Raw genomic sequence first — 20,446 nt, forward strand, 5'->3', positions numbered from 1 at the left:
TAGATGAAAGAGATAATAGAAAGCGGCAAAAACGTGATAATGAACACTTACGCATCTTTCCCGATAGTTTTAGACAGAGGGGAAGGCTGCTACGTATACGATACAGATGGAAAAGAGTATCTGGACTTTGTAGCTGGAATAGCTGTAAACACTCTAGGGTACAACAACAAGAAGCTGGAGGAGAATATAGTGGCCCAGTTTAGAAAGCTGCACCACTGCTCTAACCTCTACTGGACAGAGCCTACGATAGCTCTTGCCGAGAAGCTTACGCAGAACAGTGCTTTCGACAAGGTGTTCTTCTGTAACTCTGGAACAGAGGCTATAGAGGCGGGGCTTAAGCTCAGCAGAAAGTATGGGAATATGAAGCACGGCGAGGAGAGATACGAGATAATAACTATGGAGAACTCTTTCCATGGAAGGACTTTCGGATCTGTAACGGCTACAGGACAGACAAAGTACCAGAAGGGATTCGGACCGCTTCTTCCAGGAGTGAGCCATGTAAAGTACAACAGTATAGAAGACCTTAAGCGTGCTGTGACAGACAAGACCTGCGCCATAGTGGTAGAGGCGATACAGGGAGAGGGCGGAGTATGCCCGGCTGAGCAGGAGTTCCTTGAGAACATAAGAGATATCTGCGACGAGAAGGACATAGTGCTTGTGTTCGACGAAGTCCAGACTGGAATAGGCAGAACGGGAAAGTTGTTCGCATACGAGATGTACGGTGTAGAGCCTGATATAATCTGCATGGCTAAAGGGCTTGCGGGAGGAATCCCTATGGGGGCTATGATGGCCAAAGATAGAATTGCCTCAGCTTTCGAGCCAGGAAACCACGCTTCGACTTTCGGAGGAAATCCGCTTGCTTGCTCTGCTGCGCTTACAGTGCTTGATGAGCTGCTGGAGAACGGGCTTATGGAGAACGTAAAGGTGCTGGGAGAGAGGCTTAAAAAAGGCCTAGAGGCGTTGAAAGAGAAGTACAGTGTAGTGGAAGATGTAAGAGGAATGGGGCTTATGCAGGGGATAGCTGTAAAGCCTGAGCTGGTAAAAGGCATAGTTGCCTCAGCTATAGAGAACGGACTGCTGCTAGTTGGAGCTGGAGCTAACGTGATAAGATTCGTTCCGCCACTAGTGGTAGGAGAAGCTGAAATAGACAAGGCGCTTGAGATAATGGAAAAGGCGATAGCAGAAAACTCCAAGTAAAAGCAAAACATCGGATGGCCGAGAATTTCTCAGCTGTCCGATGTTTTATTTTGTGCCGTTATGGGCCAGTTTTGCGGCTGCCGCAGCGGCCAGTGCGCAGATGATGTCGTCTAGGAAAGTTCCCACAGTCCCGTCAAGGCTGTCCACAGTGGCTATTATACCAGGCTTTGTCTTGTCCAGATATCCAAAGTTGGTAAAGCCTATAGAGCCGTAGATATGGGCTATGCTCACCGCCAGCACCTCGTCTATACCGTAGAGGGACTCATCGCTCTTAATTATGGAGAGCAGTGGCTCATCAAGCAAGTCTTTTTCTGCAAGCTCATCTATCTGGATTCCGGTGAGTATGGCGTACTGCACCTCTCTCTTGTCTAGAACTTCCATAATGCTGTCTATGCAGTCCTCTACGCTCAGCTCTATATAGTTTCTCTGAATGTCGTGCACTATCTCGGCTATATCCTCTAGACGGACACCTCTGTCGTTGAGTTTCTGGATTACTAAATCTCTCAAAAGATCACCCTTTCAATTGTCATATAGTATTAAGTATATAATAAAACTGAATAAAGTGTATAAGAAATTCTGAATTAGGGAAAATACAATATGGTATAATACAAGAAAAAGAGATGTGGAGGTACGAGATGGAATTCAAAGAATATCAGAACTTGGCAAAGAGGACGGCCAACGACAACAACGAAGAGAGATACAAGCTTGCAAACTACTCTATGGGGCTTTCAGGAGAAGCGGGAGAGGTCACCGACTATGTGAAGAAAGTGGTGTTTCACGGCCACGAGATGGACAATCAGAAGCTAAAAGACGAACTGGGGGACGTGCTATGGTATATAGCCAATTTGGCCGCTGTAAGAGGCATAGAGCTTGAGGAGATAGCCTCTCACAATATAGAAAAGCTCAAAAAGAGGTATCCGGAGGGCTTCAGCGAAGAGAGGAGCAAAGAGAGAGTTGAGAAGTAGAATCGACTATATAAAGGGAATCCCGATATTCCAGTCGCTTGACGAAGGCGAACTGGAAGCTGTGGAATCCATACTTAAAGAGAGAGTTTACAAGAAAAACAGTATTGTGATCTCTGAGGGGAATCACGGCGACTCCATGTTCGTAGTCAAGTCTGGAAAAGTGAAGATATACAAGACCGATGTAAGTGGAAAAGAGATAATCCTGGACATCAAAGGCGAGAACAAGATGTTCGGGGAAGTGACGCTTTTTACAGATATAAGTTACCCGGCGACGGTAAAGACGATAGAGGACTCAGAGATAATAATACTCGAGAATGTGGAGCTTGAGAAAGTGGTTGAGAAGAGCCCCAAGCTTGCACTAGGGATAATAAAAGTTCTGAGTGCAAGGCTTCTTAAGTCGCAGCAGAAACACAAAGAGCTTGTAGTGGACGACGTATATATGAGGACTGCCAGAGAGCTTTTAAGCCTTGCTGCCAAATACGGCAAAGAGAGCGGAGGGTCTACAGAGCTGGATCTCGGGCTTACAAGAGAAGAAATAGCCAGCATAGTTGGAACTTCGAGGGAGACTGTAAGCAGGGTGCTGAGCAGGTTCGGAAGCGAGGGCTCGATAGCTATAAAGGGAAGAAAGATATCCATAGTGAACAAGGAAAAGCTAAAAGGGTGGTTGGAATAGATGGAATTCTTGAATACGATTGCGATCACTGCCGGAGAGCTCAACAAGGATGGCATAAACGGCTACTACTACACCATGGCTGGAATGCTCGTAATCATATTTGTGCTAAATAGGCGAAATAGAAAGAGAAAATAATTTATAAATATAAAAAAATATAAATAAAAATACGATTGACAGGTGGCCAGCAGGCCCATATAATTAGGATAAATAGAAAAACAGAGTGGAGGGATAGAGATGGCATTTAACTTGAAGGGAAGAAACTTTTTGAAACTGTTGGACTTTACACCGAAGGAAATTGAGTACCTCATAGAGCTTGCGGCTGATCTTAAAAAGCTTAAATATGCAGGCATAAAGCCTAGGAATCTGGAGGGAAAAAACGTAGCGCTTATATTCGAAAAGCCTTCTACCAGAACTAGATGCGCCTTTGTAGTGGCGGCGGTAGATGAAGGAGCGCATCCAGAGTACCTTGGGAAAGACGATATACAGCTCGGCAAGAAAGAGTCTGTAAAGGACACAGCCAGAGTGCTTGGAAGGATGTTCGACGGAATAGAGTTCAGAGGATTTTCACACGAGACTGTGGAGGAGCTTGGAGCATACGCTGGTGTGCCTGTTTGGAACGGGCTTACAGACAAGTTCCACCCGACACAGATACTGGCGGATTTCCTGACTATAAAAGAGCACAAGGGATACCTCAAGGGAATAAAGTTCGCATACGTAGGAGACGGCAGAAACAATATGGCCAACTCGCTTATGATAGGTGCAGCCAAGATGGGAATGGACTTCAGGATAGTTGCGCCAGAGTCGCTTTTCCCGGAAGAAGAGCTTGTAGAGGAGTCCAAGAAGATAGCGGCAGAGACAGGAGCCAAGCTCACGTTCACTTCAAGTGTAGACGAGGGAGTCGCTGGAGCCGACGTAGTATATACAGACGTATGGGTTTCGATGGGAGAAGAGGACCAGTTCGAGGAGAGGATAAACCTGCTTAAGGCATACCAGGTGAATGCGGAGATGATGTCTAAGGCTGACTCGAGTGCGTTATTTATGCACTGCCTACCTGCGTTCCACGACAGAGAGACTCTAGTTGGAGAAGACGTATACCAGAAATACGGAATGGACGCACTGGAAGTCACAGACGAGGTATTTGAAGGGCCGCAGTCTGTAGTATTCGATGAAGCAGAGAACAGAATGCACACTATAAAGGCCATAATGGTGGCTACACTGGGGAATCAGTAAAGATAAATATTTAGAAAAAGAGAATCTGTGTTTCGCACAGGTTCTTTTTGTTGTAAAATTAGGTACATAGTATTAGATGATGGGTATGTTATACATATGGGAGATTAGACAGGGAGTGATAAAAATGAAGATAGGGAATAACAGGGGTGGAACGCTGGTATTGGTTATAATTGTGATGGCGGTTTTGGCTGTACTGGGAGCTGCATTTGTAACTGCTACAACTGGCGAAGGGCTTCAGGCTATAAATCACCAACATAAGACTCAGGCACACTACTATGCAAGGTCTGGAGCATATATGGGGCTAGAGTGGTTGGATAAATATGCTGAAACAGAAGAAGGGAAAAATTGGCTTAAAACAAAGAATCCAAAAGAAAAGTATTTATCGGGAAATTTAGAGGATGGTCTAGCTTCAGGGGAAGATAAAGAAGCTGAAGTGAATTTATCGTTTGGGATAGATGAAAAATCTGTAAGCATAAAGTCTACAGGAAGAGAAGGCAAGCAAAGCGACACTGTAAAGCTAAATGATATTGGAGTTTCTGTAGGAGAAAAATATGTTCCTCAAATAAGCGTAGATATGGCTATATTTTCATTTGGAAAGATAACTCTTGGAAACAAGGTCAATATTAAAGGTGATATAGGAACTAAGCTGCCTGATGATGGTAGCTCTATAACGAAAAAAGGAAGTGGGACTTTGGAAGAACGTGTAGATGGCGAAATTAAATATAATCAAAATAAAGAGTACCCACTACCAAAAGTGCCTGATTTTGGAAGTAAAAAACCCGTAAATACCTCGATAACTGTGGATGGTTACTACAGTGATATAACATCAAGTACAGATATAAATCTTGTAGGTGGAGCGACTAGACAAGTTGTAGTTGATAAATTTAACTTAGGAGGGAGTAATGAATTCAAAGCAACAGGAAGTGGGACCCTAGTCTTATTTATAAAAGATTATTTTGATATATATGGAAACGCTCAAATGAAAATAAGTCCTAGTGTGAACTTAGTTATATTTTATATGAAAAAAGAGGATGAACCAGAAAAAGGTGACTTGAAAATTAATGGGAACACTGGAATATCAGGGCTTATATATGCTCCTAATGCAAGCATAACGTTTACTGGCTCATCTGATCCAGCTAGTGTAGCTTTAATAGGAAATACAGTCAATATGAACGGTTCAGCCAAAAGCCTAGGAAACAATCCACTAATTGGAACAGATATTGAATATGATGGTTTTGAAGGAGAATCTGGCGGAACGACTATAGACAAGTCAAAAAAAGTCTGGAGCAAAGAATAGTCTGGAGGACAAAAATATGAGAATACTTAAGAGTGAAAAAGGGATGACTCTTGTTGAAGTTATAATATCAATAGCTATACTCGGCATAATAGTCACAGCCTTCTTGAGCCTCTTTGGAAATGGCTTTGTATCTATAGCTTCTTTTGGAGGGAAGTCGGAGGCAGTACTTGGGGCTTCGGATATACTGGAGCAGGTTTACTCAGAATCCGAATCGTATACAGAAAGTGAATTGGAGGATAAACTTGTTTTGCTTGATGGAGTAAAAAAAGATAATGTTGGAAATATAGAAGATTCCATACCCGAGGGGAAAGGCTTTAACTATTATTTTGAGGATGCTGATTTAAATGGATTCAATTTGACGATAGCTGTTCAAAATGGGAAAAAGGGCAGTATGGAAAAGCTGACCACCTTTATCCCTAAAACGCCAGAAGCTAAAAAGGACGAGTCTTAATGAAAAAAACATTAAAAAAACACCTAAATAAAAAGGGATTAACACTCTTAGAGGTAATAATAACTATAGCGATAGTTTCCATAATAATTCCCGTGGCATTTTCAGTGCTTGGCTTTGGGAATAAGACTTTTAACAGCGGAATATCTAGAAGGGATATACAGCAGAATGTACGGAATATCTCAACTGTGATGGTAGACGAGATAAGGTACGAAGGATCAAATCAAACTGAATCAGTGGATGAAATTTATTTAGTGGATAAAATCCCTAGTGAGTCTAATAGATTAGAAAAAATTAAATATATAGCTATTGAAGAAACGGGATTAAAGATATACGTAGGTAAAAGCCCTACACCATCGACTCAGCTTGGGGATAACAATGGAATAAACTTTGAAAAATCAAGCATTGAAAGAATAAAAGAAAAAAATGAAACAGTAGCTATAAAGATAAAAGTAGTAGGTGAAGAAAGCGGAAATAGCTATGAAGTAGAGACGGCGGTATACCCTCTAAATGGCGAAATATCATCAGGAGAAGGATTGCCTATAATAATAGAATTCAAAGGAGAATAGCCTTGAAAAAACCATTTCTATCCCTATGGATAGCGTATATAATCGGAATATATCTAGACTACAACTATGATATACAAGAAGATACTTATATCTATCTCTTGGGGATGATTGGGGCCGCATTTCTCGGTGCCAGAATTCTCCTAAACAAAACTTTATACACACTTGTGCTTATGCTCTCCCTTTTAATGGGAGGGCTTTTTTTCAACACAGACTACATGCATGGACGGGAAGACGGCTTTGGAGAAGATGTGGAAATAGAGGTAAAAGTGCTGAGACAGAAGATATCCGACGAAGAATACGAGCGCTATATAGTTGAAGACCTTGAAAATAGGGAGAAGCTGGCACTTACATTCTACGAAAACATAGGCTTAAATGTCGGGGACGTCTTGAATGCAAGCGGAGAGCTGAAGGCCATAGGCGAAAGCAGAAACCCCAAGCTGTTCAGCTCAAGGGACTATTACAGAAGCCTCTATGTATACGGCAATATGGTGGCCAGCGCCAAAGATATAGAGGTGATTGAAAAGGGCAGCTTAAACTATGTGGAGCGGGCGAGCCTTAAGTTCAGGAATTATGTGGAGAAGGTTCTGGAAAGCTCGGTGAGTTCAGAGTATCAGGGCATACTCAAGTCCATGGTGCTTGGAGACTCAGGCTATATAGAGGAGCTTTCGCTCGAAAGGATAAGGGATCTGGGGCTTGGGCATATGATTGCAGTGTCGGGGCTTCATATAGGGATTGTGTTCGGGGCGCTGTTTCACTGTTTTAGAAGTCTGCTCGAATTTCACAAGAGACTGGCCGAATTCATGGGCATAGCTCTTATATGGGTATACATAGCTCTGATAGGAAGCCCTGTCTCGTCCATAAGGGCGGGCATCATGATAAGCCTTCTAATTCTTTCAAAGCTGCTGCACAGGCGGAGAGATGCGTTGAACACCGTGGCCTTCGCAGGGCTTTCGATGCTTGTAGCGAAGCCTCTCTGGGCGCTTAGTTTGGGGTACCAACTTTCCTTTGCAGGGGTGATTGCTCTGTCTGTTTTTAGAGGGAAGAAGCTGAAGTCGCTTTTCGGGATATTCCTTGGGCTGCTTCCTCTGAATATGTACTACTTTAATACGATTCCGCTTGTATCGCTATTTACAAACCTCGCGGTGGCGCCTCTTCTTTCGCTTGCGCTACTTCTGTCCTTTGGACTTCTGAGTCTGTATGGACTAAGTGCAAGTCTGGCCTTGCTGTTTGGGGGTATTATAGATATGATTATGGCTTCTTCAAGTTGGATTATGGATATTCTGGAAAGCCAGCACAACCCAATATACGCAAAGTCTCCAGAGCTTCTGGCTATGATGGTTTTCTACATTATCCTGCTAGTGCTTGCAGAAATCATAGACGTGGAACGTTTTGGGAGAAAGACCATGACTGTGTTTGTATCCTACACTGTCCTATCAGCTGGAATAATGCTGTCAACTCCTGTGGAGCAATCCTATATAAGTTTTATAGATGTAGGGCAGGGGGACTGCGCGCATATAGAGGTTTCGGGGAAGAACTATATGGTGGACTCAGGGGGCTCTGTGTATTCCGACTATGACGTGGGGGAGCATGTGGTCTATCCGTACCTTCTGAAGCACGGAGTAGACGAGCTTGACGGATTCATAGTCTCCCACTTTGACGCAGACCATATGAAGGGCTTTCTATATGTCATGGACCACATAGAGGTAAAGGAAATAATCATAGGCTATGAAAGCCCTGAAAACGAGCTATACCTCGAGCTCTTGGAAAAGGCGAATGCAAATGGAACTAGAGTCAGCGTGGTTGAAAACGTAGAGGAGCTTAGGTTGGACGCGGAAAACAGGATGGTGTTTATTCCGCCTAAAGAGAGCGACCTGAAAGCTGGAGAGAACAACAGCTCTCTAGTGGTACTGCTTGAATCCTACGGAAACACAGCGCTCTTTACGGGAGATATAGAGTCCGAAAGGGAAATGGGGCTTAGCGAGCTTGGGCTTATAAGAGACGTGGATATGATTAAAGTCCCTCACCATGGAAGTGCCACTTCATCCACCGAGAGATTTCTAGAGGCTGTAAACCCAGAGATAGCCATATTTCAAGTCGGGAAAAACAGCTTTGGCCATCCGAACAAGGATGTCTTAAATAGATACGATAAACTCGGATCAGAGATATATAGAAACGACGAGTCTGGTATGGTAAAATTGACTTTAGGCAGAGATATGATTGAGGTCTGGGAGTACCTTGAGAAAAAGCCTGGAATTTTGGAGAGCGTTCTCAGGCACCGTTGGAAACTGACCGCTACTGCGATCCAGTCGATTATCTGGATATGGATGATCTACGACGTGAAGAGAAGAGCTAAAAATAGAGAAGAGCAACTGGAGGATTTAGATTGGACTACAGAGAGTTTTTAGGCGAGATAGAGAGAAGTCAGATAAAGCCAGTATACCTTTTATACGGGCGTGAGAAATACCTTATGGACTCGGTGCTTCGAAAGCTGAAGGGCAAGTATATAGACGAGAGCTTTGAGAGCCTCAACTACATCTATATGAATGGAGCTGAGACAGGATTCGAGGACATAAAAAATGCAAACGAGACACTCCCCTTTATGGCCGAGAAAAAGATAGTCGTAGTGGAAGACTGGAAGACTCTTTCGAAGAAAAAAGAGGGAGACAGCTCGGAAGAGGAGAGTTTCATAACTTATCTGAAAACACTAGGAAGCTCCAGCATACTGCTGCTGGTGGTGAATGCCGAGAAAGTGGACAGCAGAAGAAAGATAATCAAGGAAATTGGCAAGGCCGGCGGAGTGGTGGAGCTAAACAGGCTCAAGGAAGGAGAGCTCACAAGCTTTATACAGAGCAAGTGTATAAAGGCTGTAAAGAATATATCTAGAAGCTGCATAAACGAATTTATACAGTACAGCGGATATCTGGACAAGGAGTCCGAGACGACTCTAAACGACATAGAGCATGAGATAGAGAAGCTGGTTTCCTATGTAGGCGAAAGGGATAGAATAGAGAGCGAGGACATAAACAGTGTAGTGACCAAGTCTGTGCAGAGCAATATATTCAAGCTGGTGGAGCTTCTAGGTGAAAGTCGAGTGGACAAGTCGCTAGATACTCTGGACGACATAATCAGCTTGGGGATTCCGACCCAGAAGATAATCTATATGGTGATAAGGCAGTTGAGGCTTCTACTACTGACTTCGGAGTATATGGGCCGTGGATACAGCCAAAAGACGTTGAAAGATGTGACTGGGATAAAGTTTGACTTTGTGATAAACAAGCTTATAGCCCAGACGAAGGCCTTCGGGCCTGGAAAGATAGTCTCTGCTCTAGAACTTGCGCTTGAGCTTGATAGGAATATAAAGACGAGCGCTGTAGACGAGCGACTTGGAATAGAGAGACTGCTTCTTGCGATGTCGCGGTAAAAAAATAAAAACTTCGGTATATACCGAAGTTTTTTTGATCGACTAAACAGCCTTATTTAATTTCTTAGCTAGACGACTAACTTTTCTAGAAGCTGCATTCTTGTGTAGAGTGTTCTTGATACCTGCACGAGAAAGTTTCTTCTCCACTACTTTAAGCATAGCCTTAGCTTCTTCTATGTTACCGTTCTCTAAAGCACTGTTAAATTTATTTATATAAGTTTTGATTTCAGTTTTTCTAGATTTGTTAACAGCTGTCTTCTTGTTTATAACGTCGATTCTCTTCATAGCTGACTTGATATTTGCCACTGATCATCACCTCCCTAATACATTAACAAAGGTAATTCTATCACGAAGAAATAAAAAAAGCAAGGAGAAAGTGCGCAAAATATAGAGTAGTTGTAGCCTTAACCTGCTTTAATATTGTAGATAAAAGTGTTATAATATTACAGGCTTTAAAAGATAGGGGGAGGAAGCACCATGAATTCAGGAAAATTTAGAAGTGAACTGTGGGACTGGGTCAAGAGTATACTTGTAGCTGTGGTGATAGCGCTTGTCATAAAGACATTTTTATTCAACAGCACAAAGGTGATAGGAAGCTCTATGTATCCGACACTGCACGAGAATGATAGGCTCTTTACGAACAAGATAGTCTACATAGTGGGAGAGCCAGAAGTGGGAGATGTAGTTGTGCTACAGGCACCTGACGACGAGACGAAAGACTATATAAAGAGGGTTATAGCTGTAGAAGGCGATACAGTCGATATAAATGACGGAATAGTCTATGTGAATGGAGAGGCGATAGAGGAAGGCTATATAGCTGAAAATTCCTACACAGATGCATACGACCAAAACCACTGGGAGATTCCAGCAGGCCAGGTCTTTGTACTTGGGGACAACAGGGAATTTAGAGCCAGTAAAGACAGCAGAAGTCTTGGAACAGTAGACGAAGAGCTAGTAAAGGGAAAGGCTTCTTTCAGGTATTTCCCATTTGACAGGATAGGCACAATATAGAACAAGAGGAGTTGGAGAACGATTATGGCACTTAGCAAACAGGAGAGAACTAGAAATTTCTCTATAATAGCACATATAGACCACGGGAAGTCTACACTTGCAGACAGGCTTATAGAGAAGACAGGCATGCTGACTTCAAGGGAGATGCAGGAGCAACTCTTGGACAATATGGACTTGGAGAGAGAAAGAGGTATAACTATAAAGCTTCAGACTACGAGGCTTGTATACAAGGCGAAGGACGGAAACGAGTACTTCCTGAACCTTATAGACACCCCAGGACATGTGGACTTCAACTACGAGGTTTCAAGAAGCCTTGCGGCCTGCGAGGGGGCAATCCTGGTGGTAGACGCAGCTCAGGGAATAGAGGCTCAGACGCTTGCAAATGTGTACTTGGCGCTTGATCAGGACCTAGAGATAATACCGGTCATAAACAAGATAGACCTTCCAAGTGCAAGGCCTGACGAGATAAAGAAGGAAATAGAGGACGTGATAGGTCTAGACGCTTCAGAGGCGCCTCTTATATCTGCGAAAGAAGGACTGAACATAGAGGACGTGCTCGAGAGCATAGTGGAGAAGGTGCCAGCGCCTAAAGGCGATTCAGAACTTCCACTAAAGGCCATGATATTCGACTCTTACTACGACAACTACAAGGGAGTTGTGACGCTTGTAAGAGTGATGGAGGGCAAGCTGAAGCCTGGTACAGAGGTAAAGATGATGGCCACTGGAAAGTCGTTTGAAGTTGTGGAAGTCGGAGTGTTCTCGCCTAGGCAGATAGAGGTGGACGAGCTTTCGGCAGGAGATGTTGGATATGTGGCGGCCAGCATAAAGAACGTGAAGGACGCAAGGGTGGGAGACACTATAACAGAGAAGTCCAACCCTACAGCGGAGCCGCTTCCAGGCTACAAGAAAGTTACGCCTATGGTCTATTCCGGTATCTACCCAGCCGAGGGTGAGGAGTACAACGACATAAGGGAGGCGCTTGAAAAGCTTCAGGTAAACGACGCATCGCTTTCTTTCGAGGCGGAGAGCTCGCTTGCTCTAGGTTTCGGATTCAGATGCGGATTCCTGGGACTTCTCCATATGGAGATAATACAGGAGAGGCTTGAGCGTGAGTTCGACTTAAACATAGTGACTACAGCGCCTAGTGTGATCTACAAGGTTATGAAAAGCAACGGAGAAGAGCTGATGATACAGAATCCTAGCAACCTTCCGCCGACTACAGAGATAGACTACATGGAAGAGCCTATAGTGGACGTAAATATAATGACCCCTACAGATTATGTCGGAGCCATAATGGAGCTCTGCCAGAACAGAAGAGGGGAGTTCAAGAACATGGAGTATCTTGAGCAGACAAGGGTCAGCATGCACTACGAGATACCACTGAACGAGGTAATATACGACTTCTTCGACGCGCTTAAGTCCAAGACAAAGGGATATGCTTCGCTCGACTACGAGCTGAAGGGTTACAGGCAGTCGAAGCTTGTGAAGATGGACATACTGATAAACGGAGAGCTTGTAGACGCCTTCTCTATAATAGTTCATGACTCTAAGGCCTACGAAAGAGGAAGACATATAGTGGAGAAGCTCAAGGATGTAATCCCTAGACATCAATTCGCTGTGCCTATACAGGCGTCAATAGGCGGAAAAGTAGTTGCCAGGGAGACTGTAAGGGCTCTTAGAAAAGACGTGCTTGCCAAGTGCTACGGTGGAGACATCTCTAGAAAGAAAAAGCTGCTAGAGAAGCAAAAAGAAGGAAAAAAGAGAATGAGGCAGGTCGGAAATGTGGAAGTTCCACAGGAGGCTTTCCTTACAGTGCTTAAGTACGACGAAAACTAAAAAAGTCAAATACACACCGAGAGGTGTGTATTTTTATAGGGGGAATTATATTGCATGGAGAACTAGGTGTATATATCCATATACCGTTTTGCAAGAGCAAATGCTACTACTGCGACTTCAACTCGGTAGCTTGTCAAGCTGAAGAGAGCGACTATATGGCGCACCTTGAAAAGGAAATAGCGCTCTACAGAGGCGAGATAGAGAGAATGGGTATAAGAACTGTATTTCTGGGAGGTGGCACGCCTACAGCTGTGTCCTCTAAAAGCATAGCCAGTGTGCTGAAGCTGCTTAGAGACTTAAACGGAGACAGGGATATAGAGGAGATAACTATAGAGGGAAACCCGGCTACTTTCACAAGAGAGAAGCTTCTAGACTATGCAAGCTCCGGGGTGAACAGGGTGAGCCTCGGAGTGCAGAGCTTGAACGACAAGCTGCTGAAGGCTATAGGCAGGACACATAGCGCCGCAGATGTATACAGCACTGTAGCGCTTATCAGAGAGTGCGGTATAGAGAATATAAACCTGGATATAATGTTCGGGCTTCCAAATCAGCGATATGCAGATGTAGAAGAGACTGTACTCAAAGTCATGGAGCTGGGAGTCGAGCATATATCGTACTACAGCTTGAAGCTTGAAGAAGGCACTCGCCTCTACGAGCTGGAGGAAAAAAACATGCTGGAGCTTCCGGACGAGGACGAGGAGCGGGCGATGTACCACGGCATTTCAAAGCTGCTTGAAGAGCGAGGGTATGCGCAGTACGAGATATCCAACTACGCAAAGCCGGGCTACGAGTGCATCCACAACTTGGGCTACTGGAAGCTCAGACCGTATATAGGACTTGGGCTTTCAGCAGCTTCCAATACAGGCGGAAAGAGGTATTCCAACACATCTGGGTTTGAGGAGTACTACAGGGCTATTGACGCAGGAGAGATACCTGTGGATAGCGAGAGCATAGACGAGATAGACAGAGAGATGGAGATGGCCGAGTATATGATACTGGGACTTAGGCTTAATGAGGGAGTCTTGTATTCTGATTTTTACAAGAGATACGGTAAAGGCCTAGATAGTGTGTATGGAGAGACAATGGCAGAGTTTAAAAAGAGAGGCATGCTTGAGCTAGGCGGCGGCAGGATAAAGCTTACAGAGATGGGGAGAGACCTTTCAAACCAGCTGTTTGCAGAGCTGCTGCCTTAGACAAAAAAATGCATCAGAGGTATTGACAAAAGCTGAAAGGAGTGATAATTTAGATACATAAAGAGTTAGCACTCATGTGCGACGAGTGCTAATAAGGGTGACAATAGGATGTGATAGATATGACGCTTGATAAGAGGAAACTGCAAGTTCTGCATGCTATTATACGCAATTACGTGATGACAGGGGAGCCGGTAGGGTCAAGGACTATTTCCAAAAACTACGACCTGGGAGTAAGCTCGGCTACCATAAGAAACGAGATGTCGGACTTGGAAGACTTGGGCTTTCTAGTTCAGCCCTACACCTCGGCTGGAAGGATTCCCTCCGACCAGGGATACAGGCTGTATGTAAACGAAGTGCTGCCTTTTCTAGAGCAAGAGATGAGCGAGTACGGGGCCATGGTTCGGGATATAAACAAGAAGGTAAACAGGATAGAGGAATTGCTCCAGACGACTCTCAAGATACTGTCAGACACCACAAACTACACATCTATAGCATTAGCGCCTCAGACAGACAATACGGTTTTAGAGAAAATCCAAGTGGTGAAGCTGGACCGCCACAGGATAATGGTGATACTGGTCGCAGACTCGGGAGCCATACAGAACGAGATATTCAGGACAGAGGAAGAGATAGATGAAGACCAGCTTTTTATCATAAATAACTTCCTGAACTCGAAGCTGAAGGGCTCTAGGTTTAGTGAAGTGGAGGGCAGAATCAAGGCAGAGGACAGCCTGAAGCACCAGAATCCCATGGTGGACATAATACTGCCGATGGTGAAGGGCTCTATGAAGTCTGTTGAAGATGCAGAGCTCTACCTTGAAGGGATAGCCAATATACTGAACTTCCCAGAGTACAGTGACATAGAGAAGATAAAGAGCTTTCTAGGCTTTATGGAGGACAAGAACAGAGTCCTCAAGCTTATGGACGGAGCTCCGAGAGGTGATCTAGAAGTCAAGATAGGCAGCGAGAACCTCGACGAAGAGCTGAAAGACTGTAGCATAATCACTGCTGTCTACAGCATAGACGGCAACACCATAGGCAAGATAGGTGTCATAGGGCCTACTAGGATGGACTATCTCAGGATAATGGCCATAATAAAGTCGGTCACTCAGGAGTTGAATCAGATAATAAAACAATACTTGCTAAAGTAGTGGAGGAGGATCTAATTGACAGATATAGAAAAAGAGGAAATCATAGAGTCAGAAGAGGAAACAGCAGAGGTAGAAGGAGAAGAGACGGTGGAGGCTACGGAATCACCGGAAAACTCAGAGCTTGAAAAGCTAAGCGCAGAGCTGGAAGAAGCTCAAAACAGCAAGCTCAGGCTTCAGGCGGACTTCGACAACTACAGGAAGCGAGTTGAAAGAGAGAAGCAGAGTCTTATAAACTACGCAGTAGAGGGAATGGTGTCTGAACTGCTGCCTGTAATAGATAACTTTGAAAGGGCGCTCGAGGTAAAGGAGGCTGATTTCGAAGGTTTCTACCAAGGGGTGGAGATGATAAAGAACCAGTTTATAGAGGCCCTTAAAAGCCAAGGCTTAGAGGAGATAGAGGCACTAGATCAGCCGTTTGATCCAAACTACCACAATGCAGTGTCCCAGATGGAGTCTGAAGACCACGATTCAGACATAGTGGTGCAGGTCTTCCAGAAGGGATACAAGATAAAAGACAAGGTAGTAAGGCCTAGCATGGTAGTTGTTTCTAAATAGAGGATACAAGAACAGAGTATATAAAAACACAAGGAGGAATTGCAATGGGCAAAATTATAGGAATAGACTTGGGTACAACTAACTCTTGCGTTTCAGTTATGGAAGGTGGAGAGCCGGTAGTAATACCTAACTCAGAGGGAAATAGAACTACTCCATCGGTAGTTGCTTTTACAAAAGATGGAGAGAGACTAGTTGGAGAGACAGCTAAGAGACAGGCTGTTACAAATCCAGATGGAACAGTTATATCTATAAAGAGACATATGGGAACAGACCACAAAGTGACTATAGGAGACAAGACTTACACTCCACAGGATATATCTGCGATGATACTTCAAAAGCTGAAGGCCGATGCAGAAGCTTATCTAGGAGAGACAGTTACAGACGCAGTTATAACTGTGCCTGCATACTTCTCAGACAGCCAGAGACAGGCTACAAAGGACGCAGGAAAGATAGCTGGACTAAACGTTCAGAGGATAATAAACGAGCCTACAGCGGCATCACTTGCATACGGGCTTGACAAGGATGAAGAGAATCACAAGATAATGCTTTTCGACCTTGGTGGAGGTACTTTCGACGTATCTATACTAGAGCTAGGAGACGGAGTTTTCGACGTTATATCTACAAGCGGAGACAACCACTTAGGTGGAGATGACTTCGACGAAGCGCTTGTAGACTATATAGCTGAAGAGTTCAAGAAAGAGAACGGAGTAGACCTTAGAACTGACAAGATGGCGCTTCAAAGACTTAAGGAAGCAGCAGAGAAGGCCAAAAAGGAGCTTTCAAGCTCTATAAACACAAATATAAACCTTCCTTTCATAACAGCTACTCAGGAAGGGCCAAAGCACTTGGACATGAACCTAAGTAGAGCTAAGTTCGACGAGATAACTCAGAGCCTTGTAGAGAGAACTATGGGACCTGTAAAGAAAGCGCTAAGCGATTCAGGACTTTCTACTTCAGAGCTAGACAAGGTTATACTAGTTGGAGGATCGACTAGAATACCGGCAGTTCAAGATGCAGTGAAGAAGATAACAGGAAAAGAAGCATACAAAGGAGTTAACCCAGACGAGGTTGTTGCCCTAGGTGCAGCTATCCAGGGAGGAGTCTTGAGCGGAGAGGTAAAAGACGTACTTCTACTAGACGTAACACCGCTTTCACTTGGAATAGAGACTCTAGGTGGAGTATTTACAAAGCTTATAGAGAGAAACACAACTATCCCTACAAACAAGAGCCAGGTGTTCTCTACAGCGGCAGACAACCAAAACGCCGTGGACATCCACATACTTCAGGGAGAGCGTGAGATGGCTGGAGACAACAATAGCCTTGGAAGATTCCAGCTTACAGGTATACCACCAGCTCCAAGAGGAGTTCCACAGATAGAGGTTACTTTTGACATAGACGCAAACGGAATAGTGAATGTTTCAGCTAAGGACCTTGGAACAGGAGTAGAGCAGAAGATAACTATCACAGCTTCTACAAACCTGAGCGACGAAGAGATAGAGCAGAAAGTAAGAGATGCAGAGCAGCACGCTGAAGAAGACAAGAAGAGAAAAGAGCAGATAGAGATCAGAAACAACGCAGATTCTACTATCTACCAGACAGAGAAGACTCTTAAAGAAGTTGAAGACAAGATATCTGCTGACGAAAAGGCGAAAGTGGAAGAGAAGCTTGAAGCGCTTAAGAAGTCTCTAGAAGGCGACAGCACAGAGGATATAAAGGCCAAGACAGACGAGCTTATGAATGAGTTCCACGCCATATCGCAGAAGATGTACGAGCAGGCTGCGCAAAATGCTGAATCAGCTGAAAGTGCAGAGCCTAAAGACGACAACGTAGTAGATGCAGAATACGAAGCTGTAGACGAAGACAACAAGTAATAGAACACGCAGACATCAAAGCTGAATTGTATTTGGCTTTGATGTTTGTAGTTTAGAGAATAAAGAACGCAGGTGGTGAATAGATGCAAAAGAGAGACTATTATGAGGTCTTAGGTGTAGAAAAAGGCGTAGACGAGCAGGAGCTGAAGAAAGCCTACAGAAAGCTTGCCAAGAAGTATCACCCGGATTTGAACCCTAATGACGACGAGGCAGAAAAGAACTTCAAAGAAGTCAGCGAGGCATATGAGGTGCTTTCAGACAAGGAAAAGAGAGCGCAGTACGACAGGTTTGGACACGAGGGCATGAACCAGGGCGGTTACAGCGGATATTCGGGAGGATTTGGAGACTTCGGGGATATATTCGGAGACATCTTCGGGGATATGTTCGGAGGCTTCGGAGGCGGATCGAGACAGAAAAAGAGAGGTCCTGTAAGAGGAGACGACATACAGGTAGGAGTCAGAATCACTTTCAGGGAAGCCGCTTTCGGGGTGAAAAAAGAGATAACGATAAAGAGAGACGAGTCTTGCGAGACATGTGATGGTACAGGGGCGAAGCCGGGAACAAGCAAGAAGACTTGTCCTACATGCCATGGAACCGGGGAAGTCCAGCAAGTTCAGAGAACTCCTTTTGGACAGATGATGAGAGTCGGAGTATGTCCGACCTGTAAAGGTGCAGGGGAGATAATAGACGATCCTTGCGGCAAATGCCACGGCTCGGGCAAAGTCAAGAAATCCAAGACTTTCAGCGTAAACATCCCGGCAGGGGTGGATACAGGTTCATATATCCCTATGCGTGGAGAAGGTGAGCTTGGCGAAAAAGGCGGGCCTAGAGGAGACCTCTACGTCTATATAGAGGTCGAAAAAGACAGTCTATTCGAGAGAGACGGAGACGATCTGAGATGCGAGATACCTGTTTCGTTTACGCAGCTGGCATTAGGCGCAGATATAGAGATACCTACGCTAGACGGAAAGATAAAGTACAAGATAGAGCCGGGAACCCAGACAGGCACAGTTTTCAGATTCAAAGGCAAGGGAATCAAGAGCCTTAGAACTGGAAGAGAGGGAAATCTCTACGTCAAGGTGAAAGTGGAGATACCTAGAAAGCTTTCAGACAGAGAGAGGGAGCTGCTAGAGGAGCTTTCGGCGGAGTTTGGAGAAGAAACTTCGCATGGAAAGAAAGGGCTCTTTGACAAGATAAAAGACAAGTTTTCAGAGTAGGAGCAGGGACTCGGCCAGTACGGCCAGGTCCTTTTTCTTTTGGCCTGGAACTGTTTTTTTTACAGGCTATGGTGTATAATATTTGTGATTGAAAATCGATTAAAAGGATGTGTTTTAATTGAAATGGATAGAAGTTCAGATAAAGACCGACTCTGAGAATGTAGAAATAGTTTCGGGCATACTGTACGATTTAGGTGTAGGCGGACTTGCCATAGAGGACCCAAGGGATATAGAGTTTAAAGCCGAGCACCCTGACGCCTGGGACTATATAGTTCCTGAAGAGCTGCTTTCAGACAGAGAGCCGGGAGTCGTGGTAAAAGCTTATTTCCCAGAGGGGGAAGAGCTGCTAGAGACTATAGAGTCGATAAGGCAGAGGATAGAGGTAATGCCTAAGTATGAAACAGGCAGTCCTTTCGGAGTGGTGAGCCTTTCAGAGGTGTTTGAAAAAGACTGGGAGAATTCATGGAAGAAGTACTACAAGACTGCCAAAATAGGAGAGCGTGTAGTGGTCAACCCTTCATGGGAAGAGTACAGCCCTAAAGAGGGCGAAGTAGTTGTGAATCTGGATCCAGGGATGGCCTTTGGAACAGGAACACATGAGACTACGACTCTCTGCGCCAGAGCGCTTGAAAAAGTTGTGACTCCAGAGAGCACTGTACTAGACGTAGGCTGCGGAAGTGGGATACTCTCCATAATAGCGGCAAAGCTGGGCGCAAGCGAAGTGGTAGGAGTGGACATAGACGAGGTGGCCGTAAGGGTTTCCAAGGAGAATATAGCTTTAAACGGCGTAGAGGACAGAATAGATATAAGGCAGGGAGATCTGCTAGACGTGGTAGACAAGAAGTACGACATAGTAGTGGCCAATATACTTGCTGAGATAATAGCCATCCTCAACAAAGACATAAAGAGATGCCTTGCGGACGACGGTATTTTCATATCTTCCGGGATAATAAAGGACAAGGTGGAGTTTGTGAAAGACTCCATGGCCGAATCGGGACTTGAAGTAGTGGAAGTCATAGAGCTAGGAGAGTGGGCTTCTATAGTTGCAAAGATAGGAGAAATTGAGTAATGCACAGATTTTTTGTAGACAGGTCCCAGATATCTGGGGAAGTCGTGACGATATCAGGTGAGGATCTCAAGCATATAAAGAATGTACTCAGGCTAAAAGAAGGCGAAGAGGTGTCTATATGCGACGGAGAGGAAAACGACTACGTAGCCGTAATAGAGAGCATAGACAGTCAGGAAGTGCTGCTTTCAATCGTGGAATCTTTTAAGTCCAAAGGGGAAGCGCCTATAAAGCTAAAGCTCTATCAGGGGCTGCCTAAGGGAGACAAGATGGAGCTTATAGTTCAAAAGTGCACGGAGCTTGGAGTTTCTGAGATAGTCCCTATGGCGACCAAGAGGGCTGTAGTGAAGCTTTCAGATGAAAAAAAGATAGCTAAGAAGCTGGAGAGATGGCAGAAGATAGCCGAAGAGGCTGCCAAGCAGAGCAAGCGTGGAAGAATCCCTCTAGTAGACAGGCTAGTCACGCTAAAAGAGGCAGTATCTGAGCTAGGGGAAGACGAACTTGCGCTAATGCTCTACGAATCAGAGAGAGAGAATTCGCTGAAGAAAGCTCTGCGTGGATATGACGGGAAGAATGTGTCTGTATTTGTAGGGCCGGAAGGCGGGTTTGAGGAGTCGGAAGCCGAGATGCTTAAGGCTGCTGGAGCCAAAGTGGTTTCGCTTGGGAACAGGATACTTAGAACCGAGACAGCTGGGCTTGCGGCCTCGGCTGTGATTATGTATGAGCTAGGAGATTTGGGAGATATTTAG

Annotated in this window: 21 protein-coding genes; 19 read left to right on the forward strand and 2 right to left on the reverse strand. The window is 44.7% G+C overall.

All coding sequences use genetic code 11. The features are described 5' to 3' along the window. Positions 1 to 3: 3 nt before the first annotated feature. Positions 4 to 1,197, forward strand: a complete 1,194-nt coding sequence (locus EUAN_RS05370) for an acetylornithine transaminase (protein WP_071062487.1) — start codon at positions 4 to 6, stop codon at positions 1,195 to 1,197. A gap of 45 nt (positions 1,198 to 1,242) precedes the next feature. Here the strand turns inward: EUAN_RS05370 and EUAN_RS05375 are convergent, their stop codons facing one another. Then, positions 1,243 to 1,704: a phosphatidylglycerophosphatase A family protein gene (locus tag EUAN_RS05375; RefSeq protein ID WP_071062489.1), complete on the reverse strand. Its 462-nt coding sequence runs from the start codon at positions 1,702 to 1,704 to the stop codon at positions 1,243 to 1,245. A 128-nt stretch (positions 1,705 to 1,832) separates the two neighbouring features. Between EUAN_RS05375 and EUAN_RS05380 the strand changes: the two genes are divergently transcribed. The 9 genes from EUAN_RS05380 to holA all read left to right on the forward strand — a co-directional run bounded on the left by EUAN_RS05380 (position 1,833) and on the right by holA (position 9,800). Next, positions 1,833 to 2,162, forward strand: a complete 330-nt coding sequence (locus EUAN_RS05380) for a nucleoside triphosphate pyrophosphohydrolase family protein (RefSeq protein WP_071062491.1) — start codon at positions 1,833 to 1,835, stop codon at positions 2,160 to 2,162. Then, positions 2,152 to 2,835 (forward strand): Crp/Fnr family transcriptional regulator, encoded by a 684-nt coding sequence (locus tag EUAN_RS05385; RefSeq protein ID WP_071062494.1) that lies wholly within the window; start codon positions 2,152 to 2,154, stop codon positions 2,833 to 2,835. The genes EUAN_RS05380 and EUAN_RS05385 overlap by 11 nt, the downstream gene beginning before the upstream one ends. Beyond that, positions 2,836 to 2,970 carry a hypothetical protein gene (locus EUAN_RS12935; protein WP_281182081.1) on the forward strand — a complete coding sequence of 45 codons (135 nt, stop codon included), beginning with the start codon at positions 2,836 to 2,838 and terminating at the stop codon, positions 2,968 to 2,970. A 99-nt stretch (positions 2,971 to 3,069) separates the two neighbouring features. Then, complete coding sequence (gene argF / locus EUAN_RS05390) at positions 3,070 to 4,065, forward strand: ornithine carbamoyltransferase (protein ID WP_071062496.1); 996 nt, start codon at positions 3,070 to 3,072, stop codon at positions 4,063 to 4,065. Between the two features lie 124 nt (positions 4,066 to 4,189). Beyond that, a complete protein-coding gene (locus EUAN_RS05395; RefSeq protein ID WP_071062498.1) occupies positions 4,190 to 5,362 on the forward strand; it encodes a DUF7305 domain-containing protein in 1,173 nt (390 codons plus the stop codon). 16 nt (positions 5,363 to 5,378) lie between these two features. Further along, positions 5,379 to 5,813 (forward strand): prepilin-type N-terminal cleavage/methylation domain-containing protein, encoded by a 435-nt coding sequence (locus EUAN_RS05400; RefSeq protein ID WP_071062500.1) that lies wholly within the window; start codon positions 5,379 to 5,381, stop codon positions 5,811 to 5,813. Further along, a complete protein-coding gene (locus EUAN_RS05405; protein ID WP_071062503.1) occupies positions 5,813 to 6,379 on the forward strand; it encodes a prepilin-type N-terminal cleavage/methylation domain-containing protein in 567 nt (188 codons plus the stop codon). Before EUAN_RS05400 ends, EUAN_RS05405 begins: the two co-directional genes overlap by 1 nt. 2 nt (positions 6,380 to 6,381) lie before the next feature. Continuing rightward, complete coding sequence (locus EUAN_RS05410; protein WP_071062504.1) at positions 6,382 to 8,784, forward strand: DNA internalization-related competence protein ComEC/Rec2; 2,403 nt, start codon at positions 6,382 to 6,384, stop codon at positions 8,782 to 8,784. After that, positions 8,763 to 9,800, forward strand: coding sequence for a DNA polymerase III subunit delta (gene holA / locus EUAN_RS05415; RefSeq protein WP_071062506.1), 1,038 nt, complete (start codon positions 8,763 to 8,765; stop codon positions 9,798 to 9,800). The genes EUAN_RS05410 and holA overlap by 22 nt, the downstream gene beginning before the upstream one ends. 42 nt (positions 9,801 to 9,842) lie before the next feature. Here the strand turns inward: holA and rpsT are convergent, their stop codons facing one another. Then, entirely contained in the window at positions 9,843 to 10,106 is a 264-nt protein-coding gene (gene rpsT / locus EUAN_RS05420) for a 30S ribosomal protein S20 (RefSeq protein ID WP_071062508.1), read from the reverse strand. Between the two features lie 171 nt (positions 10,107 to 10,277). Here rpsT and lepB point away from each other — a divergent pair, with 171 nt between their 5' ends. The 9 genes from lepB (at position 10,278) to EUAN_RS05465 (ending at position 20,446) form a co-directional block, all read left to right on the forward strand. Then, complete coding sequence (lepB, locus tag EUAN_RS05425; RefSeq protein WP_071062509.1) at positions 10,278 to 10,811, forward strand: signal peptidase I; 534 nt, start codon at positions 10,278 to 10,280, stop codon at positions 10,809 to 10,811. Positions 10,812 to 10,835: 24 nt separating this feature from the next. Then, positions 10,836 to 12,647, forward strand: a complete 1,812-nt coding sequence (gene lepA, locus EUAN_RS05430; RefSeq protein ID WP_071062511.1) for a translation elongation factor 4 — start codon at positions 10,836 to 10,838, stop codon at positions 12,645 to 12,647. Positions 12,648 to 12,697: 50 nt separating this feature from the next. Continuing rightward, positions 12,698 to 13,840 carry a radical SAM family heme chaperone HemW gene (gene hemW / locus EUAN_RS05435; protein WP_084655748.1) on the forward strand — a complete coding sequence of 381 codons (1,143 nt, stop codon included), beginning with the start codon at positions 12,698 to 12,700 and terminating at the stop codon, positions 13,838 to 13,840. 119 nt (positions 13,841 to 13,959) lie between these two features. After that, a complete protein-coding gene (gene hrcA, locus EUAN_RS05440) occupies positions 13,960 to 14,988 on the forward strand; it encodes a heat-inducible transcriptional repressor HrcA (RefSeq protein ID WP_071062514.1) in 1,029 nt (342 codons plus the stop codon). A 15-nt stretch (positions 14,989 to 15,003) separates the two neighbouring features. Then, positions 15,004 to 15,543, forward strand: a complete 540-nt coding sequence (gene grpE, locus EUAN_RS05445) for a nucleotide exchange factor GrpE (RefSeq protein ID WP_071062516.1) — start codon at positions 15,004 to 15,006, stop codon at positions 15,541 to 15,543. Between the two features lie 44 nt (positions 15,544 to 15,587). Beyond that, positions 15,588 to 17,414: a molecular chaperone DnaK gene (gene dnaK / locus EUAN_RS05450; protein ID WP_071062518.1), complete on the forward strand. Its 1,827-nt coding sequence runs from the start codon at positions 15,588 to 15,590 to the stop codon at positions 17,412 to 17,414. Between the two features lie 83 nt (positions 17,415 to 17,497). Then, positions 17,498 to 18,631 (forward strand): molecular chaperone DnaJ, encoded by a 1,134-nt coding sequence (gene dnaJ / locus EUAN_RS05455; protein ID WP_071062520.1) that lies wholly within the window; start codon positions 17,498 to 17,500, stop codon positions 18,629 to 18,631. Between the two features lie 118 nt (positions 18,632 to 18,749). Continuing rightward, positions 18,750 to 19,700, forward strand: a complete 951-nt coding sequence (gene prmA / locus EUAN_RS05460; RefSeq protein ID WP_071062522.1) for a 50S ribosomal protein L11 methyltransferase — start codon at positions 18,750 to 18,752, stop codon at positions 19,698 to 19,700. Next, complete coding sequence (locus EUAN_RS05465; RefSeq protein WP_071062524.1) at positions 19,700 to 20,446, forward strand: 16S rRNA (uracil(1498)-N(3))-methyltransferase; 747 nt, start codon at positions 19,700 to 19,702, stop codon at positions 20,444 to 20,446. Before prmA ends, EUAN_RS05465 begins: the two co-directional genes overlap by 1 nt.

The sequence above is a fragment of the Andreesenia angusta genome (assembly GCF_001855385.1).
Taxonomy (GTDB): Bacteria; Bacillota; Clostridia; order Tissierellales; family Gottschalkiaceae; genus Andreesenia; species Andreesenia angusta.